19 protein-coding genes are annotated in these 22,711 nt (G+C 67.9%); 5 read left to right on the top strand and 14 right to left on the bottom strand.

Translation table 11 applies throughout. The annotated features are described in order from the left end of the window. Nucleotides 1-46 precede the first annotated feature (46 nt). The 4 genes from ABTV10_RS16270 (at nt 47) to ABTV10_RS16285 (ending at nt 3,107) form a co-directional block, all read left to right on the top strand. The gene (locus ABTV10_RS16270; protein ID WP_499028503.1) at nt 47-1,279 is read left to right on the top strand and encodes a cytochrome P450; all 1,233 of its coding nucleotides are present in this window, start codon (nt 47-49) and stop codon (nt 1,277-1,279) included. Between the two features lie 2 nt (nt 1,280-1,281). Beyond that, nucleotides 1,282-1,884 (top strand): TetR/AcrR family transcriptional regulator, encoded by a 603-nt coding sequence (locus ABTV10_RS16275; RefSeq protein WP_499028505.1) that lies wholly within the window; start codon nt 1,282-1,284, stop codon nt 1,882-1,884. A gap of 138 nt (nt 1,885-2,022) precedes the next feature. Beyond that, a complete protein-coding gene (locus ABTV10_RS16280; protein ID WP_499028506.1) occupies nt 2,023-2,565 on the top strand; it encodes a hypothetical protein in 543 nt (180 codons plus the stop codon). Next, on the top strand, nt 2,562-3,107 hold the full coding sequence (locus ABTV10_RS16285) for an FAS1-like dehydratase domain-containing protein (protein WP_499028507.1): 546 nt from the start codon (nt 2,562-2,564) through the stop codon (nt 3,105-3,107). Before ABTV10_RS16280 ends, ABTV10_RS16285 begins: the two co-directional genes overlap by 4 nt. Nucleotides 3,108-3,568: 461 nt before the next feature. Here ABTV10_RS16285 and ABTV10_RS16290 read toward each other — a convergent pair whose 3' ends face one another. The 6 genes from ABTV10_RS16290 to ABTV10_RS16315 form a co-directional block, all read right to left on the bottom strand. Continuing rightward, nucleotides 3,569-4,939 (bottom strand): FAD-binding oxidoreductase, encoded by a 1,371-nt coding sequence (locus ABTV10_RS16290; RefSeq protein WP_499028510.1) that lies wholly within the window; start codon nt 4,937-4,939, stop codon nt 3,569-3,571. A 570-nt stretch (nt 4,940-5,509) separates the two neighbouring features. Further along, entirely contained in the window at nt 5,510-5,899 is a 390-nt protein-coding gene (locus ABTV10_RS16295) for a DUF5313 family protein (RefSeq protein WP_499028511.1), read from the bottom strand. A gap of 4 nt (nt 5,900-5,903) precedes the next feature. Continuing rightward, a complete protein-coding gene (locus ABTV10_RS16300) occupies nt 5,904-7,646 on the bottom strand; it encodes a SulP family inorganic anion transporter (protein ID WP_499028513.1) in 1,743 nt (580 codons plus the stop codon). Between the two features lie 419 nt (nt 7,647-8,065). Continuing rightward, on the bottom strand, nt 8,066-9,955 hold the full coding sequence (locus ABTV10_RS16305) for a phosphoenolpyruvate carboxykinase (GTP) (protein WP_499028515.1): 1,890 nt from the start codon (nt 9,953-9,955) through the stop codon (nt 8,066-8,068). 50 nt (nt 9,956-10,005) lie between these two features. Continuing rightward, complete coding sequence (locus tag ABTV10_RS16310; protein ID WP_499028517.1) at nt 10,006-10,884, bottom strand: hypothetical protein; 879 nt, start codon at nt 10,882-10,884, stop codon at nt 10,006-10,008. A 77-nt stretch (nt 10,885-10,961) separates the two neighbouring features. Further along, complete coding sequence (locus ABTV10_RS16315) at nt 10,962-11,291, bottom strand: ArsR/SmtB family transcription factor (protein ID WP_499028520.1); 330 nt, start codon at nt 11,289-11,291, stop codon at nt 10,962-10,964. 219 nt (nt 11,292-11,510) lie between these two features. On the opposite strand from ABTV10_RS16315, the gene ABTV10_RS16320 reads away from it, so the two are divergent. Further along, nucleotides 11,511-11,690, top strand: a complete 180-nt coding sequence (locus ABTV10_RS16320; RefSeq protein ID WP_499028522.1) for a hypothetical protein — start codon at nt 11,511-11,513, stop codon at nt 11,688-11,690. 102 nt (nt 11,691-11,792) lie between these two features. Here the strand turns inward: ABTV10_RS16320 and ABTV10_RS16325 are convergent, their stop codons facing one another. The 8 genes from ABTV10_RS16325 to ABTV10_RS16360 form a co-directional block, all read right to left on the bottom strand. After that, nucleotides 11,793-12,479: a DUF8010 domain-containing protein gene (locus ABTV10_RS16325; RefSeq protein WP_499028523.1), complete on the bottom strand. Its 687-nt coding sequence runs from the start codon at nt 12,477-12,479 to the stop codon at nt 11,793-11,795. Beyond that, nucleotides 12,472-12,885 carry an acyl-CoA thioesterase gene (locus ABTV10_RS16330; protein ID WP_499028525.1) on the bottom strand — a complete coding sequence of 138 codons (414 nt, stop codon included), beginning with the start codon at nt 12,883-12,885 and terminating at the stop codon, nt 12,472-12,474. The genes ABTV10_RS16325 and ABTV10_RS16330 overlap by 8 nt, the downstream gene beginning before the upstream one ends. Before the next feature lie 74 nt (nt 12,886-12,959). Next, complete coding sequence (locus ABTV10_RS16335; RefSeq protein ID WP_499028526.1) at nt 12,960-17,834, bottom strand: NAD-glutamate dehydrogenase; 4,875 nt, start codon at nt 17,832-17,834, stop codon at nt 12,960-12,962. 120 nt (nt 17,835-17,954) lie between these two features. Then, nucleotides 17,955-18,386 carry an acyl-CoA thioesterase gene (locus ABTV10_RS16340; protein WP_499028528.1) on the bottom strand — a complete coding sequence of 144 codons (432 nt, stop codon included), beginning with the start codon at nt 18,384-18,386 and terminating at the stop codon, nt 17,955-17,957. Between the two features lie 14 nt (nt 18,387-18,400). Then, nucleotides 18,401-20,074: an energy-dependent translational throttle protein EttA gene (gene ettA / locus ABTV10_RS16345; protein ID WP_433605547.1), complete on the bottom strand. Its 1,674-nt coding sequence runs from the start codon at nt 20,072-20,074 to the stop codon at nt 18,401-18,403. Nucleotides 20,075-20,284: 210 nt separating this feature from the next. Beyond that, the gene (locus ABTV10_RS16350) at nt 20,285-21,394 is read right to left on the bottom strand and encodes an alpha/beta hydrolase family protein (RefSeq protein ID WP_499028531.1); all 1,110 of its coding nucleotides are present in this window, start codon (nt 21,392-21,394) and stop codon (nt 20,285-20,287) included. A 141-nt stretch (nt 21,395-21,535) separates the two neighbouring features. Then, a complete protein-coding gene (gene ssb, locus ABTV10_RS16355) occupies nt 21,536-22,009 on the bottom strand; it encodes a single-stranded DNA-binding protein (protein ID WP_433605551.1) in 474 nt (157 codons plus the stop codon). 241 nt (nt 22,010-22,250) lie between these two features. Continuing rightward, nucleotides 22,251-22,604 (bottom strand): hypothetical protein, encoded by a 354-nt coding sequence (locus ABTV10_RS16360; RefSeq protein WP_499028533.1) that lies wholly within the window; start codon nt 22,602-22,604, stop codon nt 22,251-22,253. Between the last annotated feature and the right edge of the window lie 107 nt (nt 22,605-22,711).

Here is a 22,711-nt window from a genome sequence, read left to right on the forward strand (position 1 = left end):
TGCTGGGGCCATTGACAAAAGTAGTGATCTGTCTCACCTTTGAGGCATGACCACGACCATGTCCGGCAGTGCGGCCTACGTTCCCCGTTCCGGCGACTCGTGGCGGGATCCGTGGCCCATGTACGCCGCGCTGCGCGACCACGACCCCGTGCATCGGGTGGTGCCCGAGGCGTCACCCGCGGACGACTACTGGGTGCTCACCCGGCACGCCGACGTCTACGCCGCCGCGCGCGACGCGGACACCTTCTCCTCGGCCGAGGGCCTGACGATGACCTACGGCGAGCTCGACAAGATCGGCCTGCGCGACAATCCCCCGCTCGTGATGCTCGATCCGCCGGTGCACACCCAGTTCCGCCGACTCGTCGCGCGGGGCTTCACGCCCCGCCAGGTGGAGGCCGTCGAGCCCGAGGTGCGCGGCTTCGTGATCGAACGGCTCGAGCGGCTGCGCGCCGCCGGGACCGGCGACATCGTGACCGAACTGTTCAAGCCGCTGCCGAGCATGGTGGTCGCGCACTATCTGGGTGTCCCGCCGGAGGACCGCGGCCGGTTCGACGGCTGGACGGAGGTCATCGTGGCGGCCAACGCGAGCGGCGACCCGCTCGCGGCTCAGACCGCGGTGGTCGAACTCATGACCTACTTCGGCGGCCTGATCGAACGCCGCAAGGCCGACGCCGCCGCCGGCAACGCGGGCGACGACACCATCTCGCATCTCGTCGCCGCGGGGATGGGCGCCGACGGCGACGTCTCCGGGCTGCTGTCCATTCTCGGTTTCGCGTTCACGATGGTCACCGGCGGTAACGACACCACCACCGGAATGCTCGGCGGCGCCGTGCAGCTGCTGACCCAGCGCCGCGACCAGCGGCAGCTGCTGCAGGGCGACCCCGCGCTGATCCCCGGCGCGGTCGAGGAACTGCTGCGGCTCACCTCCCCCGTCCAGGGCCTGGCCCGCACCACGACCCGCGACGTCACCATCGAGGACGTGACGATCCCGGCCGGCCGCAAGGTGCTGCTGGTGTACGGCTCGGCGAACCGCGACCCGCGAATGTTCGGGGCCGATGCCGAAGAGCTCGACGTGCTCCGAAATCCGCGGCAGATCATGACGTTCAGCAACGGCAACCACCACTGCCTCGGCGCGGCCGCCGCCCGCATGCAGGCCCGGGTGGCGCTCGAGGAGCTGCTGGCCCGCTGCCCGGACTTCGACGTCGACATCGACGGGGTCGAGTACGCCGCGGGCAACTACGTCCGACGCCCCGTCCACGTGCCGTTCCGCGCCGGATGACCATGACACCCAACACATCCGGTTCGTGGTTGAGCGACGAACGCAGCGAGGTGGCGGCCGAGAAGATCCTCGATGCCGCCGCCGCGCTGTTCGTCCAACGCGGCGTCTCGGCGACCGGGATGGCCGAGGTCGCGAAGGCGGCCGGCTGTTCGCGTGCAACGCTGTACCGCTACTTCGAGAACCGCCGCGCCCTTCACCGCGCGTTCGTGCACCGCGAGGCGCGCAGGCTCGGCGAGCGGATCGCGGCCACCGTGGCATCGATCACCGACCCCCGAGACAGGGTCACCGGCGCCGTCCTCATGGCGCTCCGTGAGGTCCGCGCGACACCGACGCTGGCCGCGTGGTTCGGCCTCGGCGACGCGGGCCTGGCGTCGGAACTGGCGAGCACGTCGGAGGTGATCGAGGTCCTCGGCGCCGCGTTCCTCGCCGACATATCGGACGTCGACGACGTCGAGATCACCCGGCGTGCACGGTGGTTGGTGCGCGCGATCGTCTCGCTTCTCACCGTTCCGGGCATCGACGCCGACGACGAGCGCGCAATGGTCGAACAGTTCCTGGTGCCGGCGGTGCTACCTCCCGAGCCGAGGTGGGCCGACACCCGGTGATCCCGGTATGCCGCCCTCGCCCGAATTGGTATCGGGCCCTGCACTTTCCCAATCTCCGCGCGTTGTAACAGAACGCGCCGCGCCTGCGGATACACGTGTGCGGCGAACGTCGCAGTACCGGATCAGTGGGGAGTGATCATGAGCAACCAGTCGGCCCGCCGGGCGGGTGCGGCGGCAATGGCTGCCGTCGGCCTGGGTACCGCCATCGTGACCGGAGGCGGCGCTGTCGCGAGTGCTCAACCCGCGCCACCGACGTCGACGACGATGACGTGCTCGAGTGCGAACCCTCTCTTCTGGGCGCCGGCGTTCACCTGGACCGTCACCGCCGCGTCGGGCGAATCACTGCGCCCCGGTGGAGCCGCGTTGGAGCCGGCAATCCTGCTGAGCGGCGGGAACGAACTGCCGGCACCGCCCGGCGGACTCCTGCCGAGCATCGGCCCCAACTGGTACGGCACCCGCGTGTCCGTCGATTGGCACAACACGACGACGGGAGCCTCCGGCCGCAGCGTCAGCGACGAGGCGGCCTGGCAGCAGAAGCCCGGAATCCCGATCAACCGCACCTGGACGGGCACCGGCACGGTGGATTTCACCGTCAGCGTCCAGACCGGCGCCGCATGGTGGTTCGTCAATCCCCAGAACGCCGTCTGCCGGGGAACGATCTCGGTGGTGCCCGGGCGATGACCGCGGAGCGAAGCATCGACATGCGCATCGTTCCCGAGCTGCCACCCGAACCCGGCCTACCCGGTCTCCGCCCCGGTCTCGTGTTCCGGTCCGATGACACCTACCTCGTCGGACGGGAGAAGATACGCGAGTTCGCCCGCGTGATCCTCGCTGCGGATCCGGGCCACCACGACGTCGACGCCGCGCGGGAGGCCGGGTACGCGGACATCGTCGCCCCGCCCACCTTCAGCGCGGTGGTGACGGCGACGCTGATCCGCGACATGCTGACCGCTGCGGATTCGGCACTCGACATGAGTACGCACACTCCGATCCACGTGAACGAGAAGATCACCGTCGCCGCACCGATTCTCGCCGGCGACGCCCTCACCGCGGCGCTGACGGTCACCGCCGTCACCGAGCGCAGCGGCGCGGTGTTCCTCGACACCGAGACCCGCCTCCGCACCGCTGCGGGCGAGCCGCGGTCCACGGTGGTGTCGTCGATCCTGTTCGCCCCGAACGGCGAGTCCGCGCGCCCCGAACCGGAGTCGGTCGGGGCGCGCTGATCCGCATCCCCGACGATCAGCGCCGGACGTGAGGCGTCGCGTGGGCGACGTCGCTGCCCGAGGATTGCGGAAGGCCGATAGTCGTCAGTTCCGTTCGATTGATGATCTTGATTCGGTCTCGACCCCGCGCTGCGCCGAGCTGCTGCTCGGCCCTGTCGATACGCAGCCAACTGTCCCAGTCGATGCACCTTCTGCCGCGTTCACGGAGGATTCTGTCGATGGCACCGCGCTTGTGGCCGGTGCCGGGTCGTGTGGTCGAGAAGTGTCTCGATGGTGTGTCGGGCGTCGGGCTTGGTGGATCCGATCAGCCCGACCGAACCGCGCTTGATCCACCCGGTGACGAACAGTCCAGGAAGGCGGGTGCCGTGAACACCGGTGACCGCGCCGTCGACATGGCCGTAGCCGTCGGGCGTGGGGTGTAGGCAAGAAGCCTCCTATGTCCTTACGCCCTTTCGAACGAACTACGGGATCAGAACGCGCGGGTTCAAGATCTGGTTCGGATCCAAGGCGTTCTTGATGGTCCTGTTCAACTCGATCACGACGGGATCGAGCGCATGCGACAGGGTGTCGCGCTTGTGCTGTCCCACACCGTATTCGGTCGTCACGGTGCCGCCCAGCGTTCCGACGAGCTCGTAGATCTCCCGTCGTGCTGCGGAGGCGGACTCGGCGGCGTCGTCGTCTCCGGAGGGATAGCAGAGGACGGGGTGGGTGAGCTCGTCAGCTGCGTGGGTGTAGCTCACGATGGTGGTGCCGTGACGACGCGCGATGTCGGCCAGCCCGTCGGTCAGTGCCGGCAGCCTGTCGATGGGCACCGCGACATCGTCGCCGATGACCACACCCTTCTGCTCGAAGGCCTCGTAGACCGCGTAGCGCGGACGAATGAACAGTTCACCTTCTCCGGGATCATCCGTGATGAACACGTCCGTGGCTCCGCGCTTTTCGCAGTGAACGCGCATCAGGTCCATCTCCGCCTCCGCGCCGCTACCGGCGTCGGACCGCCCGACGAGGAGCGCACCGGCATCGGTGTCCAGATCCATGTCGAGGAACTCCTCGGCCACCTTGATGGCCGCGCCGTCGAGGATTTCGAGTTCCGAGGGTCGCGTCAGGTCGGTGATGGCTCGGGCTGCCGCCACCGCGTCGGACATCAGCGGAAAGAAGGCGGCCAGCGTGTGGGGCGTCGGTGGTTGCGGGATGAGCCGTAGCGTCAGCTCGGTGATAACCCCGAGCGTGCCCTCGCTGCCCACGAAGAGCTTCGTCAACGCGAGGCCGGGGGTGTCCTTGATTCGATTTCCGCCGAGGTCGGCGATCGATCCGTCGGGCAGTACCACGGTCATTCCCAGGATGTAGTCGCTGGTGACGCCGTACTTCACGCAACAGGGGCCACCGGCGTTGGTTGCAGCATTGCCGCCGATGGAGCACATTTCGGACGACGACGGATCGGGCGGATAGTGCAGGCCTTCGCGAGCAGCTGCAGCTTTGACATCGTTGGTGACGGCCCCGGGTTGGACGATGGCGGTTCGGGACGACGCGTCGATCCGAATCGATCTCATGCGTTCGAGGCTCAGCGTGATCGCGCCGTCGACAGCGGTGGACCCACCGACCACGCTGGTCCCGGCGCCGCGTGGGATGACCGGAACGCGTCGAGCATTGGCGAACCGCAGGACCTCTTGGACGTCCGATGCCGTCGACGCACGTACGACGGCGGCCGGCACGCCGGCGCCGGGGTCGAAACTCCAGTCCTGTCGGTAGGACGCGAGTAGATCCGGATCAGTGATCATCGCACCCGGCGACAGCCGCTGGGCGAGCATGTTCAGGTCGTCGACATTGACCATGGTTGTGAGTGTCTGCCTTTCGATCCGCGATGGGTCACCGACATGGGTCGGTGGACTCCTGGGCCTGGGAGGCGAAACCTAGGGCCTCAACCGCAGTTGAGGTCCAGCGAATGTGGCGTGCGCCATAGTGGAAGTGATCGGCCAGGGGCCACGGGAGAGAAAGAAGGAGAGCAGCGACGGCGGCCGGAGCAGAGACCACGAAGCTGGTTCGAACACGGCGGCCAGGCCTACGCGCGTTTCCGGCCCGAGCATCCGGACGAGCTGTCGGCCGGTCTCGCCGCGATGGCGCCGTCCCGGAGAATGGCGGTCGACGTCGGCTGCGGCACAGGACAATTGACCGCACAGTTGGCCGCGCACTTCGACGTGACCGTCGGGGTGACCCGAGCGCGGTCAGCTACGGTGTCCCGGTCTTCGACGACGATCGAATCGATGCGCGGTTCCAGGGTCTACCGGGACGAGATCGGACCGCACTCGCCGGCCGACCGGAGACTCGTCGACAGCGGCTGCGCCGAGATCGACTCCCCGTCCGCCGGGGTTGGGGGTGCGATCCCGCGTTCACCCGGGGCACTTCTAGGGAGCGCGCCGGTACCGGGTCTCATAGTCGACGCGTTCCGTGTCGATGCGCGCCTGCTGGTGCTGGTTGAGGAGGTGCGGATCGAGGCCGTGGCTGACGAGACGGTGACGCAGGTAGATGCTCTTCAGCCCGATCAGGAAATACACAAACGGCAGGCAGAGCAGGAGGACCATGCCGATTCGGATGAGCCACGGTCCGGGAATCAGCAGTAAGGCTGCGAGAACGGGAATGAGTGGTACGAGGCAACGGACCACGTAGCGGCGGGTGGCGCCGGGACCGGTGATGTCGTTGACCACCCACTCGTGAAGGTCTGCTGGGAGAGTTCGGCCGGCTAGGTAACCGAGATGCTGGCGCGTCGTCGGTGCGACGGTGGGGGTGGCTGGCATTGGTTCAGTCCTCGGTGGTGGTGGAGACGTAGTGGCTGTCGGGAAGAACAAGCGTCCGCGCGTAGCTGATCGCGCGTGGGGTGGTCTCGAAGACATGCCGCTCCTTGCTGTCGGTGGTGGTGAACACACCGACAGCTTCCAAGGGGCGCACGTGCTCGGGCTTGACTCCGGAAATGAGCACGGTGACATGGCGGTGCTCGAGTTTGGTGATGGCATCCTTGAGAAGGATGGCGCCTGTGGCGTCGAGGGCGGTGACACGCGACATCCGCAGAATAACCACCCTCACATCGGAGACCTCGGCGAGTTCCAGGAGGAATCGGTGAGCGGCGGCAAAGAAGAGGGCACCGTCGATGCGGTAGGCGACGATGTGTTCGCGTAGAAGTTCATGCTCTTCGGTCATGTGGTCATCACTCTCGAGGGGTACTTGCTCGATTCGCGCGGACTTGGCCACAGCCCGCAGCGCGAGGATCGCAGCGAATCCGACACCGACCGCGACCGCGGTCACCAGATCGAAGACAACGGTGACCAGGAACGTTGCGATCATCACGATGGTGTCGGCTCGGGTGGCGCGGGCAATCGCGAGAATCGAAGCGGTTTCGACCATCCGAACGGTGGTGGCGAGCAGGACGCCGGCGAGTGCCGCCAGCGGGATTTCCGCCACCAGGCCGGCAGCCAGATACACGATCGCGGCGAGGATGAGCGCGTGGGTCAGGGCCGCGAGCCTGGTGCGGGCACCAGAGCGGACGTTGACCGCAGTGCGTGCGATGGCGCCAGTGGCGGGGACCCCACCGAACAGAGGCGCGGCGATGTTCGCCAGACCCTGACCGAACAGCTCGCGGTCGGGATTGTGTCTGGCGCCGACGGCCATCGAATCCGCGGCGGTCGCCGACAAGAGCGATTCCAGCGCCGCCAACGCGGCCACCGCGAGGGCCGGCCCGATCAACGATGTGAGATCCCCCAGGTGCAGGAAACTCAGTGTCGGCGCCGAGAACCCGGACGGAATGGTGCCGATCGTCGCGAGATCGAGGTGGAACAGCTGCGCGACCACAGTCGCTGCAGCGACCGCCACGAGAGAAAACGGGACTCTCGGCAGGTAGCGTCCGCCAATGAGGATCGCCGCGGCAACCACCAGCGCGACCGTCGGCGTGAGGATCGTCGGGCTCTCCACGAACCGGCGCCCCGCGTCGAACGCGCTCTGCCACACCTTCTCGCCCTCGGCGCCTTGGATTCCCAGGGCAGCCGGGACCTGTTGGAGGGCGATGACGACGGCGATGCCCGCGGTGAACCCCTCGATCACCGGGGCCGGCATGTACCGCACCGCCCGCCCGACACCCGCGAACGCCAGCACGACCAGCAGCACGCCGGCGATCAGGCCGACCGCCAGGACCCCGGACGGTCCGTGCTGGGCCACGATGGGCACCAGAATCACCGTCATCGCGCCAGTCGGACCGGACACCTGAAAGCGGGAACCACCGAACACTGCGGCGACGGCGCCGGCGATGACTGCCGTCGTCAAGCCCGCTGCGGCGCCGAGCCCGGTGCTGACACCGAAACCCAACGCCAGCGGCAGAGCCACCAGCGCGACGATGAGACCGGACAACAGGTCCGCGCCGGGAGCGCGGACTGCCGGGCTCCAGTCACCCCACCGAGGTAGAAGCTCGACGACCGCCCGAAGGGCACCGGCGACGCGTCCCCCGGCAGAGCCGATCGTATTCGAGGGTCCGCTCGGGTTTCCCAGTTCAGACATGTGCAGGTTCCTCAGTGTGCCGACAAATACCCTAGACAACTAGTTGCTAATGTTAGCAATTAGTGACGATGGAAGGTTAGATGATGCGTGTTACACCGTTCAGTCGACTTCGCGGACCAATGTTGCGGTGCGCAGACTGCTCTCTCGTGTGCCGAACGTCGGCGATACCCGCGGGTGTGGGCAGCTGTCCCCGCTGCGGCGAGGGCGCACTGGTCGTCGTGATCACCGGCAAGCCGTTCCGTTCCGCCAGCCACACCTGCTGAAGAGGAAGTGCGGGCCAGGCTGCGGAGGGGTGTGGTCTGGCCCGAGTCGAGATCGGTTCGGCTCAGGCCAGACCACGAAGGCGTGGAACGTGGGGATCGACGTGACACGTTCCACGCCTCGTCATGGGCGGGGCGTTTCTGCCCCGACGGCAGGGTTCACGGCGTGGCGCGGCGAACACGATGGAAACCCTCGTCGCGCAACGGAATCGGATCGCCGAGCAGATCCGAGGCGGTCATGCGCAGTTTGAGGGCCGCGAGTTCCTCCCGCAGGACGTCGGGAAGCGTGTTGCCACCGATGGTGGCGAACCACTCGTCGATCAGGCGGGTTTCGGCGATCCACTCGTCGGGGTCGACCGCCAGTGCTGCCGACACTGCAGCGGGATCGACAGGCAGGCCTGTCAGGTCGAGATCGTCTACGGAGGGGACGTTCCCGACCGGCGTCACATCGGCGTGAGCAGTGCCATCGATCCGCTGCAGTGCCCATTTGAGGATGCGGGAGTTCTCGCCGAACCCGGGCCACAGGAACGCGCCGTCGTCACTACGCCGGAACCAGTTGACGTAGAAGATCTTCGGGAGTTTGTCAGGATCGGACTTGGTACCGATGTCGAGCCAGTGCGCGAAGTAGTCGCCGACGTGGTAGCCGAGGAACGGAAGCATGGCCATGGGATCGCGGCGCACCACACCCACCTTGCCCGTCGCGGCGGCGGTGGTCTCCGACGACAGGGTGGAGGCGAGGAACACCCCGTGCTGCCAGCTCGAGGCTTCGGTGATCAGGGGAATCGTGGTGGCGCGGCGGCCACCGAAGAAGATCGCCGAGATCGGCACGCCGGCGGGATCGTTCCACTCCGGGGCGACGGTCGGACACTGCGCGATAGGTGTGCAGTAGCGGGAGTTCGGATGCGCGGCAGGCCGTTCCGCATCGGGAGTCCAGCTCTGGCGTCGCCAGTCCGTGAGATGCGCGGGCGGCTGATCCGTCATGCCCTCCCACCACACGTCGCCGTCGTCGGTGAGGGCCACGTTCGTGAAGATCGAGTTGCCTTGCTCGATGGTGGCCATCGCGTGGGGATTGGTGTGCGCCCCCGTGCCCGGTGCGACACCGAAGAAGCCGGCCTCGGGGTTGACCGCATACAGGCGACCATCCTCGCCGAACCGCATCCAGGCGATGTCGTCGCCGATGGTCTCCGCGGTCCACCCGTCGAGCGTGGGTTCGAGCATCGCGAGGTTCGTCTTACCGCACGAGGACGGGAATGCCGCCGCGATGTAGTGGGTCTTCTTCTCGGGGGACGTGAGCTTGAGGATGAGCATGTGCTCGGCGAGCCAGCCCTCGTCCTTGGCCATCTTCGACGCGATGCGCAGCGAGTAGCACTTCTTGCCGAGTAGCGCGTTGCCGCCGTAACCGGAGCCGTAGCTCCAGATCATCCGCTCCTCGGGAAAGTGGGAGATGTACTTGGTGTGATCGCACGGCCACGTGGAATCGGCCTGCCCCGGGTACAAAGGAGACCCGACCGAGTGGAGGCATTTGACGAATTCAACTCCGGGGGTGAGCTTTTCCCACACACTCGCGCCGGATCGGGTCATGATCTGCATCGAGACGGCGACGTACTCCGAATCGGTGATCTGGACTCCGAACTTGGGCTCGGCAGCATCGAGGGGTCCCATGCAGAAGGCGATGACGTACATCGTGCGGCCGACCATCGCGCCGCGGTAGTGCTCGGTCATCACTGTCTTCATGTCGACAGGGTCCATCCAGTTGTTCGTCGGTCCCGCATCGGACTGCGATGCCGAGCAGATGAACGTGCGGTCTTCGACCCGGGCGACGTCCTGGGGGTCCGAGGCGCACCAGAACGAGTTCGGTTTACCCTCGAGGCGGACGAAGGTGCCCTTGTCGACCAGCTGGGTCGTCAGCCGGTCCCATTCGTCGGCGGATCCGTCGCACCACACGACGGCGTCGGGGCTAGCGAGGTCGGCAATGTCGGCGACCCAGGACACGATCTTCTCGTGCGTGGTCGGGGCGGCCTCGATGCCGGTCGCGCGGGATGTGGTCATGGTGTTCTCCTCACGGAAGTCGTCGAATGCGGTGCGCGAAAGCTCTGTGGCTACGTGTCGGCGGGATGAGTGATGACGCGGCCGACCTCGCGGGCGATGGCACGGGTGACAAGTCCGTCACCGGGCTCCGGCAGCACCTGCCCGGGTGGCGTGGTCAGCGCCACAGCCCGCGCGGCGGCAGCGAGCACCTCGGCGGTGACCTCGCTCGTATCGTGCCCACACACGGCACTGATCAGCCCCGGTACGACCAGGCGCCCGAGCCTGAACGGATCAACGGGAAAGTGCACGGTACGACCGGGCGCGTCCGTGTCGTCCGCAGTACCGGTGAGATCGACCAGAACGTCGTGTCGCTCCATCAACCGCCGCAGCGGAAAAGCGTGGGCATCGCCGCTGTTCCAGTTGACTACCTCACCGATTCCGCACTTCATCAAGATCGGGCCCAGCAGGGGCGAGCGTCCGGGGCTGTTGACCACCACCCGGCCTGAGCGAGGTGCAGCACCGCCACGGCGAAGGACGGAGATCGTGGCCGCTGCCAACACAGCGGTGACCGCGTCGAGTTCCGTGAGGATCAACGGCCCACGATCGGCGGCCACGTCGCGTTTGATCTGCGAGGACTCGCCAGCTCCGACGCCGGTGACGAACGCAACCGATACCCGCGGTGCGGTGGAGACGATCCGCGCGGCCACGAGCGGCATTTCTCCCGTTGCGAGAGGAAGACGCAGCACACGAATCGGCGTGTGATTGCTGATCAGATCCGCGTACTGCTCCATCGCGGTCCACGGTGAGCGGCGCGGAGCGACGTCGGAACGGCCGCGGCGTGACGCACAGACCGTCACCACGACGGCGTTGATCCCCTGTAGCTGCACGTTTGCGTCGGCATCGAGCCCACTGGTGTCGTGGTCGTTGCCCTCGTCGGCCACCCTCGTCATCCGTTCCTCTAAAGTATGAATGTTAGAAATTCTGCAACTAGTGGGTAACACTGCATTACTCGACAGGGCATCATCGGTCAGCGGGCGGCGTCGCCGACCAGTGCGGTATCCGGCAGATCCTCGAGTAGCTCGGCCTGACTGGCAACAACACCGGTGAGGATCCCTCGGGCGATTCTCAACAGATCGGCGACCTGCGGCGAGGTCAGCGCGTAGGTGACCGACAGCCCCTCACGCCTGCCCGTCACCAGCCCAGCTCTGCGCAGGATCGACAACTGCTGAGACAGGTTTGCCGGTTCGATTCCAACCTCGGGAAGCATCTCCGAGACCGCATGATCGCGCTCACTCAGCAACTCGAGGATACGAATACGAGCGGGATGCCCGAGAGTTTTGAAGAAGTCCGCCTTCATCCGATAGAGCGGTTGGTGCGAGTTCGCAACCATGGCGCCTCCCGTCTTTCTCCGTTGAGTCGCGCAGCCGACCCCAGTCCGCGCGTGCGTGGTAGCCGGCTTGGCAGCGCACGGCCATCATCCCACACAGCCCGTTCTACTTGCGAATCTTAGCAAGTTAATGGAACTGCCACGGCGCCGGCGGGCCGGCGCCGGCCCGCGACTACTGCGCCATTCAGTATGAACAAGGTCAACGTCAACGGCGGCGCCCTCGCGCTCGGACATCCCGTGGGCAGCACCGGTTCTCGCCTCATCACCACCGCGCTGCACGAGCTCGAGCGTCGCGACGCCTCGACCGCACTGATCACGATGTGCGCGGGCGGCGCACTCGCCACCGGCACCATCATCGAGCGGATCTGATCTTGAATATCGCGGTGTCGGTCGGCGAGTTCGTGTTCCGCCGACCGACACCCACTATTTCGGCTGAGGTCTGCACCGGGCGACGCTTCGCCTGCTCGGCACCTACGCCGTGAACAGCGGGATCGCGCCGGCCCGGCGGGCGTAGACCGAACCGAACCGCGCGTCCAGGCGCAGCCACGACGGCGTGGCCCGCACCCGCACGATCTCGTCCTCTCCGATGGCGCCCTCGTCGGTCTCGGCGGTGGCAGGGCGGCCGTCGGCGAGTGGCACGAATCCCATTCCGGTGAGGGCGAATACCGTGCGCATGGACACCGCCACCTCGGTCCCGCCGCCGTCGACCTCGAGGACCGTCTGCTCGAGCAGCGACGTCGGCGGCCCCTGCGCGCTGCCGTGTTCCTTCGCCAGCGCGGCGCCGCGCCGGGCCAACCCGATCAGGACGCGGGCGGGGACATCGTCGACGTGGACGAACCCGGACTCGGGCGGCAGTGCGCCGCGCCACGCGGAGTCCATAGCGAAACCCGGGTCGATCTCCGGGCCGGCGGCGCTGTCGGCCAGCGCGCGCAGCAGCGCGTCACCGGCAGCCGTCGTGTCCTGCGGGCGCACGTCGCCGGCGACGACGCGGGTCGCGAGGGCATCGAATCCCGTTGTCGTCCAAGCCGATACTCGTCCGTCCCCGCGGCGTCGCAGCCGGACGACCGCCGACTCGTCGAGCCGGACCGCGCGGCCGACGAACATCGCGAGATTCGCCCGGTCGGCGGGGTCGGGCACCATCAGGACGCGTTCAAGCACGCTTCCACAGCTCCAGGTATCCACGCTCGGACGCGGTCAGGCGGCGCAGCCGCTGCGTGCCGATGTCGAACGCCGCGATCTGCGTCGACGCGACGATCGACGGCGCCGTCGTGGAGGCCGCGCCCCCGGGCCGCACCTCGTACGCGATGGTGAAGTCCACGGCGCGGATCTGCTCCACCCACATCAGGACGTCGAGCGGGCTGTCGTCGTGACGCAACTGTCCGCGGTAGCGCACGTGCAGGTCGGCGATCACCGCACCGTCGCGCAGCGTCACCGTCGGGGCGCCGTCCTCGAAGAGCCACGGGATCCGTGCCTCCTCGAGCAACGTCACCATCCGTGCGTGGTTGATGTGCTGGAACGCGTCCATGTCGGACCAGCGGACCACGACCTTCGTGTGGAATCCCACCGGGCGCCCCTCCTGTTGCCCGGCCAGCTTCCCCTCAATGGCAGCCCCGTTCCGCACGGCTTCCTGCGACCCGCTCACCTTCCGACCTCCGATCTGGTGCCCACACCCCGCACCATGCTGCGTACCTGACGCGCCGCCACCGAGAGCGTCGCGAGGTCCAGCGTTCCAGACTCGAAGATCTCCGCGAGCGCGGACCTGGCCCTGGCGAGCCGCGAGGCGTTGGTCGACTCCCAGTAATCGATCTTCTCCTGCGACGATTCGGACGGCTCCCCGCCGACCAGGACCTCGAGCGTGAGCGAACGCAGCGACCCGTACAGGTCGTCACGCAACGCCAGCCGGGCCAGCGAATGCCACCGGTCGCCCCGCGCGAGGTCGGACACCGCGGTGAGCAGCCAGTCGATGCCGAGGTGCGCGTCGAGCGCGAAGTACAGCTCGGCCACCTCCTCGCCGTCCCGCTCGCAGATGTCGGCGATGTCGATGATGTCGAGCAGGCAGAACAGGTCCAGCAGCCGGTACACCTCGAGCGCGAGTTCCTTCGGGGCGCCGTCCGCGATGGCCGAGCGCGACCGCTTCTCGAGATCGGTCACGTGGTGACCGCGCAGCCAGCCCGGGACCTTGGGGGCGAGCTTGCGGAACTCCGAGGAGTACCGGCTGATCTCCGCCCCCACCGGGATCGGCTGCGGCCGGTTCGACAGGAACCAGCGCGATGCCCGGTCGAGGACCCGGCGCGACTGCAGCATCAGCGTGTCCGAGACCTCCGACGGCATGTCGGCGGAGCGGACGCGCTCCCACACGTCGTGCAGTTCGAAGATCGCGGTGACGGCGGCGTACGCGCGGATCGCGTCGGTGCTCGACGCCCCCGCGTCCTCCGCCAGCCGGTAGGCGTACGTGATGCCGCCGTTGTCGATCGTCTCGTTCGCGAGCATCGTCGCGACGATCTCGCGGCGCAGCGGGTGCGATCGGATCGCCGACCGGAACCGAGCGCGCAGCTGCGCCGGGAAGTAGCCGGGCAGCCGGGCGGCGAAGAACTCGCTGTCGGGCAGCTCGGTCGCCAGCAGGTCCTGCTCGAACGCCAGCTTGACGTGCGCCATGACGGTCGCGAGCTCCGGGGAGGTCAGACCGCCACCGGACACGGCCCGCTTGTCGAACTCGGCCTCGGTCGGCAATGCCTCGAGCTTGCGGTCGAGGCCGTGGTGCGAGATGAGGGTGGCGATCAGCCGGCGGTGGACGCCGAGCATCTGCGGCGCGCTCGCGCGCGACATGCCCAGCTGGTCGTTCTGGGAGATGTTGTCCGCCAGCACCAATCGCGCGACCTCGTCGGTCATCGAGGCGAGCAGCGGGTCCCGTTCGGCCGGTGCCAGGTCTCCGCCGCTGACCAGCGAGTCGAGCAGGATCTTGATGTTCACCTCGTGGTCCGAGCAGTCCACGCCGGCCGAGTTGTCGATGGCGTCGGTGTTGATCTTGCCGCCGTGCAGGGCGTACTCGATCCGCCCGAGTTGCGTGACGCCGAGGTTGCCGCCCTCGCCGATCACGCGGGCGCGGACGTCGGCGCCGTGCACGCGAACCGGGTCGTTACTCTTGTCCCCCACCGCGGCGTCGGACTCCCCCGCCGCCTTGACGTACGTGCCGATGCCGCCGTTCCACAGCAGGTCGACAGGCGCGGTCAGGATCGCCTTGACGAGGTCCGGGGGCGCCATCTCGCTGACGTCCGCGGGCAGCCCGAGCGCCCCGCGCACCTGCGGGCTGATCGGCACCGACTTGGCGGTGCGCGCGTACACGCCGCCGCCCTCGCTGATCAGCGTCGCGTCGTAGTCCGCCCACGACGACCGCGGCAGCGCGAACATCCGGCGGCGCTCGGCGAACGAGCGCGCCGCGTCCGGGTCCGGATCCAGGAAGACGTGCCGGTGGTCGAACGCCGCGACCAGTCGGATGTGTTCACTGAGCAGCATCCCGTTGCCGAACACGTCGCCACTCATGTCGCCGATCCCGACGACCGTGAAATCGTCTGCCGCGACATCGACCTCCAGCTCGCGGAAGTGCCGTTTGACGCTCTCCCACGCACCGCGGGCGGTGATCCCCATCTCCTTGTGGTCGTATCCCGCGGACCCGCCGGACGCGAACGCGTCGCCGAGCCAGAATCCGTACCCGGCCGCGACGTCGTTGGCGATGTCGGAGAACGTGGCCGTGCCCTTGTCCGCGGCGACGACGAGGTACGTGTCGTCGCCGTCGCGGCGCACCACCCGCGCGGGCGGCACCACCGCGCCGGTCACCCGATCGACGTTGTCGGTCACGTCGAGCAGACCCGAGATGAAGGTTCGGTAGCACGTGATGCCCTGATCGCGAACGGCCTGCCGGTCGACGATCGGATCGCCCGTCGCCGGAACCGGTTGCTTGACGACGAAGCCGCCCTTCGCGCCGACCGGGACGATCACCGCGTTCTTGACGGCCTGAGCCTTGGCCAGTCCGAGGATCTCGGTGCGGAAGTCGTCGCGTCGATCCGACCACCGCAGCCCACCACGCGCGACGTGACCGAAGCGCAGGTGCACGCCCTCGACGTCGGGCGAGTACACGAACACCTCGAACCGCGGCCGCGGCTTGGGCAACTCGGAGATCCGGCCGGGCTCGAACTTCAGCGAGAGGAACTCGCGGAACTCGCCGTCGGCGCCGCGCACGAAGTGGTTGGTGCGCAACGTCGCCTGCACCAGACCGAACAGGGCCCGCAGGATGCGGTCGACGTCGAGGCTGACCACCTCGCCGATGGCGGCCCGCAGCGCCCGCTCGAGACCCCGCGACCGCTGCGGGGCGTCGGCCGACACGCGGTCGGGATCGAACAGCGCCTCGAACAACTCGACCAGCAGGCGCGCGATCTCCGGGTGATCGAGCACGACCGACTCGATGTGGACCTGGCTGTAGGCGAATCCGGCCTGCCGCAGGTACTTCACGTACGCCCGCAGCACCGACACCTGCCGCCAGTCCAGGCCCGCACGCAGCACCAATTCGTTGAAGCGGTCGGCCTCGCACCGGCCGTGCCAGATCGCGGTGAACGTCTCGGTGAACCGATCGCGCAACTGTGCGCCGGGGCCGCCCTCGCTCACGTCGGCAGCGGCATCCCGCAACAACTTCGCGGGGACGGCGATCCCGAACTCGTACAGCCAGCACTGCAGCCCGTCCGGGCGCCGGACCGAATACGGCCGCTCGTCGAGCACCTCGACGCCCAGACTGTGCAGCACCGGCAGGACGTGGGACAGCGAGATGCCCTTGCCCGCGAAGTAGAGCGCGAACTGCCACTTCCACGGCGGATCGGGCTGGTCGTGGTGGATCCGCAGGTCGATCGAGTCGACGTCGAGGCCGGCGAACCGATCGATGTCGACGAGCGCCTCGACAGCGTCGAAGTCCTCCTTGTAACCGTCGGGAAGCTCGACCGCGTACTTCGCCGCGACAACCGGGTCCACGGTGGGATCGGCGGCCGCGGCATCCGCGAAGCGATCGTCCCAACTGCGGCTCGCCTCGGCCAGCAACCCCTGGATGCGCAGCCGATTGGGTTCCGAGGTGTCCACGTGACCGTCACGCGCGCCGGGCGGCTTCCGGATCGTCACGTGCAGCATCGCGAGGTCGCCCTCGGTGACCCGGGCCGTGTAGTCGAGCGACCCACCGCCCAGCTCGTCGAGCAGGATCTGCTGCATCGCCAACCGCACCCGCGTCGTGTATCGGTCCCGCGGCAGGTACACCAGACACGACACGAATCGTTCGAAGCTGTCCTCGCGCATGAACAATCGGACCTGTCGGCGCAATCCGATGTTGAGAACCGCGGTCATCGTCTCGAGCAGCGCGTCGGTGTCGATCGAGAACAGCTCGGTGCGAGGGAAAGACTGCATCACCTCGAGCATCGCCTGGCCCGAGAACGAGTCGATGCCGAAACCGGCGCGCTCGATCGCGGTCCGCACCCGCCGCGCGATCACCGGGATGTCGAGGACGTTCTCGTGCAGCGCCGTCACCGTGAACACCCCGAGGAAGCGGTGCTCGCCGACGATCGCACCGTCGTCGGCGAGGATGCTCACGCCCACGAAGTAGGGATACACCGACCTGTGCACGGTCGCGGGAACCGAACCCTGCGTCAGAACCAACAGCGGGTGATCCGGAATATCCACTGCCAGTGGAATTTTGATGTGCTCGTCGGCGTGGGCGTCCGATCGCAACACACCAAGTCCGCTCTCCGGCATCCGCCGGGTGCGCTGACCGTCCGTACATTCGTAGCGGCGGTAACCGAGCACCGTGTAGTGGCCGTCGGCGAGCCAACGCAACAGGTTCGCGCAGTCCCGCAACTCGTCGACCGACCGCCCGGGCGGCGGATTGTCCGCTCGCCCATCGAGTTCGGTGGCGAGATCGCGCTGCAGTGCACGCATGGCATCGGTGTCCGCCACGACCTGGCCGACGTCGGACAGCACATCGGCGATGGACGATTCGAGGGAATCGAGCACCTCGTTCTCGGTTGCGGGGTGGAACTGCACGTGCATCCACGACTCCGCGAGGGCACCGACCGGTAGGTCGTGGACCGGGATGTCGGACAGGACCTGCTCGAGCGTGCCGTCGGCGCTCCTGCGTACACCCAGAACCGGGTGGACCACCTCGCTGATGGAGGCGTCGAGCCGGCCCAGCAGCGCGGTCACGGATTCGACGAGCAGCGGCATGTCGTCGGTGACGATCTGCAGAGCGGCGCCGACACCGGTGCCGTCGGCGGGACGGTGGACACGCGTGACCGCGCTGCCCGGCGTGCGATGGTGAGCGAGCAACAGGTGCTCACGGATGATCGCGCCCGAACACCGGTCCAGGACGCTGTCGGGTTCACCGGCAGAGGTGTGCCGGAAGTAGACCGCCGCCACCTCCGGCAGGCAGGCCCGCAGCTCGGCGGGCAGCTCGAGAGACCGGTCGGCATCCACAGAATCCGTCATCGCCACGCTCCGTCCCTGTTCGAGGTCACCGCGGGTCGGCTCACTGGCGAGCCTAACCGCGGTGACCTCGAGTCGTGCAGAACTCGGGGCGTGACCGGGTGCGTCCCCGGGCGTCCGGCGCTACGCGGGTGCCGTTGCCGACAGGTAACGCGTCAGCACCTCGCGCTCGACGTCGGCGAGCGGGCGGGCGCGCTCGGCATGGACGTCGAAGCCCACCATCACGGCGTCGCCGGTAGCGCACACGTTGCCGGCGACGTCCTTGACGACGTGTCGGACCGTGAACGACGTCGTGCCGACTTTCACGACCGAGATATCGACGCGCACCGGGCCGGACGCGTCGGTGATGGGACGGAGGAACTCGGCGTCCATCTTGCGGACGACGACCGCCCGGGGTGCGGCGCCGACCGACGCCGCACCCTCGATCAGGAAGAGCGAACGCGCCTCCTGCATGTACTCCACGACGCGGGCGTTGTTGACGTGACCGAGCCGGTCGGAGTCACCCCAACGGACCTGGATGTCGCAGCTGTAGACCTGGGACGAATCCGTGGACACGGGTCGGCCGCAGGTCAGTCGCGGGTCAGCTTGCGGTGCGTGACCCGGTGCGGACGAGCGGCCTCGGCTCCGAGACGCTCGACCTTGTTGGCCTCGTAGGCCTCGAAGTTGCCCTCGAACCAGAACCACTTGCCCTCTTCGACATTGCCCTCCCACGCGAGGATGTGGGTGCAGGTCCGGTCGAGGAACCAGCGGTCGTGGGAAATCACGACGGCGCAGCCGGGGAACTGCTGCAGGGCATTCTCGAGCGAGCTCAGGGTCTCGACGTCGAGGTCGTTGGTCGGCTCGTCGAGGAGGATCAGGTTGCCGCCCTCCTTGAGGGTCAGCGCCAGGTTGAGGCGGTTGCGCTCACCACCGGAGAGCACCTCCGACGGCTTCTGCTGGTCCGGGCCCTTGAAGCCGAACGCGCTGACGTATGCGCGCGAGGGCATCTCGTTCTGGCCGACCTCGATGTAGTCGTTGCCGCCCGAGACGACCTCCCACACCGTCTTCTTGGGGTCGATGTTGGCGCGAGTCTGGTCGACGTAGCTGAGCTTGACCGTCTCACCGACCCGCACGTTGCCCGAATCCGGGTTCTCGAGGCCGACGATGGTCTTGAACAGCGTGGTCTTACCGACACCGTTGGGGCCGATGACGCCGACGATGCCGTTGCGCGGCAGCGTGAAGGACAGGTCCTTGATCAGGACGCGGCCCTCGAAGCCCTTGTCGAGGTGATCGACCTCGACCACGACGTTGCCGAGACGCGGCGGCGTCGGGATCTGGATCTCCTCGAAGTCGAGCTTGCGGTGCTTCTCGGCCTCGGCGGCCATCTCCTCGTAGCGGTCGAGGCGGGCCTTGTTCTTGGTCTGGCGAGCCTTGGCGCCGGAGCGGACCCAGGCGAGCTCCTCCTTGAGGCGCTTCTGCAGCTTCTGGTCCTTCTTGCCCTGGACCTCGAGACGCTCGGCCTTCTTCTCCAGGTAGGTGGAGTAGTTGCCCTCGTACGGGTGCAGCTTGCCGCGGTCGACCTCACAGATCCACTGCGCGACGTGGTCGAGGAAGTAGCGGTCGTGGGTGACGGCGAGGACGGCGCCCGGGTAGTTCGCGAGGAACTGCTCGAGCCACAGCACCGACTCGGCGTCGAGGTGGTTGGTCGGCTCGTCGAGCAGCAGCAGGTCGGGCTTGCTCAGCAGCAGCTTGCACAGCGCGACGCGGCGGCGCTCACCACCGGAGAGGTGGGTGACGGGCTCGTCGGCCGGCGGGCAGCGGAGCGCGTCCATGGCCTGCTCGAGCTGGGAGTCGAGATCCCACGCATCGGCGTGGTCGAGCTCCTCCTGGAGCTTGCCCATCTCCTCCATGAGCTCGTCCGAGTAGTCGGTCGCCATGAGCTCGGCGATCTCGTTGAAGCGGTCGAGCTTGATCTTGATGTCGCCGAGGCCCTCCTCGACGTTCTGCTTTACCGTCTTCTCCTCGTTGAGCGGCGGCTCCTGCAGCAGGATGCCGACGGTCGCCTCGGGATCGAGGAACGCCTCACCGTTGGACGGCTGGTCCAGTCCGGCCATGATCTTCAGGATGCTCGACTTGCCGGCGCCGTTCGGGCCCACCACACCGATCTTGGCGCCCGGGTAGAAGCTCATGGTGACGTCGTCGAGAATGACCTTGTCGCCATGCGCCTTGCGCACCTTTTTCATCGTGTAAATGAACTCAGCCACCCAAAGGCTCCCATCTGGACTGGAAAAGTGCAGCTCACCGGCTGCGAGAACGTACGACTCGGCTGCCAGCCTACCGCGCCGGTCCCGCGCCTCTCCCGCGCGAGCGGCTCGAGCCCCGGGGTGACGCCGCGTCTGTCCGAGAATGGCCGGGTGCGGTCACGAAAGATGATCTTGGGCGCCACGCTCGGTCGGATCGGACGCGCCGTCACATCAGAGTCGCGCGCGCACGAACGGCGTCGAGTCGGGCAGCGACGCCGCCATGGTGCCGTCGTGGCCCGTCGGGTAGTTCATGTACGTGGCGTCCACTCCGGCCAGTCGCAGGTCGGCGATGAGTTTGAACGACAGCGGCGCCGGCACCACCGTGTCGAGCAGCCCCTGGGCGATGAACAGGGAACGGTCGTAGCCCGTGGTCGGAACCGCGAGGTACTCCGTGAGCGCCGCCCGGAACGGCGGGTCGTCCAATGACCGACTCAGCAGCGCCCCCACCGAGACACCCGTGACGGCCTCTGCCTGCGCGTCGTAGCAGAGGGCCTCCGCCGAGTCGACGAACTGCCGGCCGACGGGCGTCAGGTAGCTGTCGACGTCGACGCCCGGCATCGTCGCGCGCATGCCGGCCAGGATGTAGGTCGTGAAGACCGTCAGCCCGTCGAGTCCGAGGTCCGGGATCCACGGTCCGCCGAACGGGTAGACGTTCTCGAGATTCGACGGCGCACCGGTGGTGACCGCGCCACGGAAGTCGAGATCGGGCGCGTAACGCGTCGCCTCGTGCGCGGTGAACAGCGCGGCGTGCCCGCCCTGCGACTGTCCGATCGCCATCCAGCGCGACGACAGTTCCGGTACCACCGCCCGCCCGGCCCGCACCATATCGACGACGGCGGTCGCCTCGGAGGCACCCTGCAGATAGGGGTGCACGCCGGGCGTGCCGAGCCCGATGTAGTCCGACGCGACGATCGCGTACCCCTGGGACAGCCAGTGCCCCAGATAGTTCGCGTCCCGCACCGACCGCGGATTCCGCGAGGGCGCGCACCCGTCCCCCAGGCCGACGGTGCCGTGGGCCCACGACACCACCGGCCACCCGCCCTCGGGCGGCGTGCCCCGGGGCACGAACACGACACCGGAACTCGACGCGGGACGGCCGGCTGCGTCCCGCGTCGCGTAGGTGATCCGGTACTCGCGCGCCGTCCCCGGCAGTCCGAGTTCGGCGGGCAGTGCCTCGACGGATTGCACCGTCCCGGGCGCGGTGTCGGTGGAGACCGCGCCCGCCGACGCCGTGGCCGGTACGAGAGCGGCGAGCGCGAGCACCGCGCCCACCGCTGTCACTCGACGAAGACACCTGCTGGTCGATCGACGCATGTTCGCTCCCCGATGGTCGCCAACGCCCGGTACAGACGTGCGAACACTCTCGCAGACCGTCGGTCTTCTCGCGTGACGATCCAACGGATTTCGTCGACCGATCGTGGGTCATCCGGCGAGGGCCGCGGCCCCCTGGTCGGCGCCCTCGTGCGGGTCGTCGTCGACAGCGGTATCGACCGCAGGCGGCTGCGCGGCATCCTCCGACGACGCGACACGCAGCCGCGCCGACCTGTCGAGCCGGACGCTGCACCGCGCCAGGTCCGGGCCGACGGCGCTGGCGCGCATCTCGAGGTCGGAGCGCGGTTCGCCGTCGCGCGTGCGGTACTCGTTGGTGCGCAGCTCGCCGTACGCGATGATCGGATCTCCCTTCATCAGCGACGCACCCACGCCCTGCACCAGCCGACGCCAGCAGCTCACGGTCAGGTACAGCGTGCCGCCGTCCACCCATTCGCCGCTCTCCCGGTCGCGACGCCGGACGTTGCTCGCCATGCGGAAGCTCATCACCTCCTCGCCGGCCGCGGTCTCCCGCTTCACCGGATCGGTGATGACCGTGCCGACCACTGCGGCCTGTGTCTCGTACATCGACTTCCCCTTCGACCCCGAATCCGACGCCCGCCGAAACGGCGAACGCACCGCCCGAACGGGGCGGCGCGTTCGACGATGCCCCGAATCGGTGACGCACTGCGGGCTCCGAGGGCGATTGTGGATGAATCGAGGTCGTATCCACAGACGCGCCCGGCGGGCCCGCCACGAACGGATTCCGTCGGCGGTGCCTGCTAGTGCGTTGTGGCGTCGTCAGTGAGAGGTGGTCGGCGACCGGCTTTCACGGCGACCACGGGACCCAGGACAGCGCGTCACGCCAACCGAGCCGCCCGAAGGCCCATGCGTCGAGCACCTCCGCCACGGGTTCTACCGCCGGCGCCCCGTCGTCGTGGGGTACCGATGCCTGGAAGTGCCGGTCCGCCCCGCCCTCGCGGTACTCCACGTCACAGCTGAAGTCGTCGTTGAGATAGACCTGCATGTAGTGCTGGCCGGCGGGTTCCGAATCGAGCCGCCGCAGGACGATGAACCGGCACGCGAGACTGAGGCTCGCCACAAGGTCGTGTAGCTGTTCCTCGGACGGGTCGTCCCAGGTCGTCCCGTCCGCGTCGACCGCCCGAAGCGCTGCTGCTGCCATGCGGGTGGACTCTACTGACCGACCGTGCGCTCGACAGCTGGAGGGCGGATCGCGATTGGGTTGACTTGCCGCATGAACGAGCTACCCGAGCAAATCGAGGAATCGAG

It is taken from the genome of Paraburkholderia sp. RHO2, assembly GCF_050955445.1.
Lineage (GTDB): Bacteria > Actinomycetota > Actinomycetes > Mycobacteriales > Mycobacteriaceae > Prescottella > Prescottella agglutinans_A.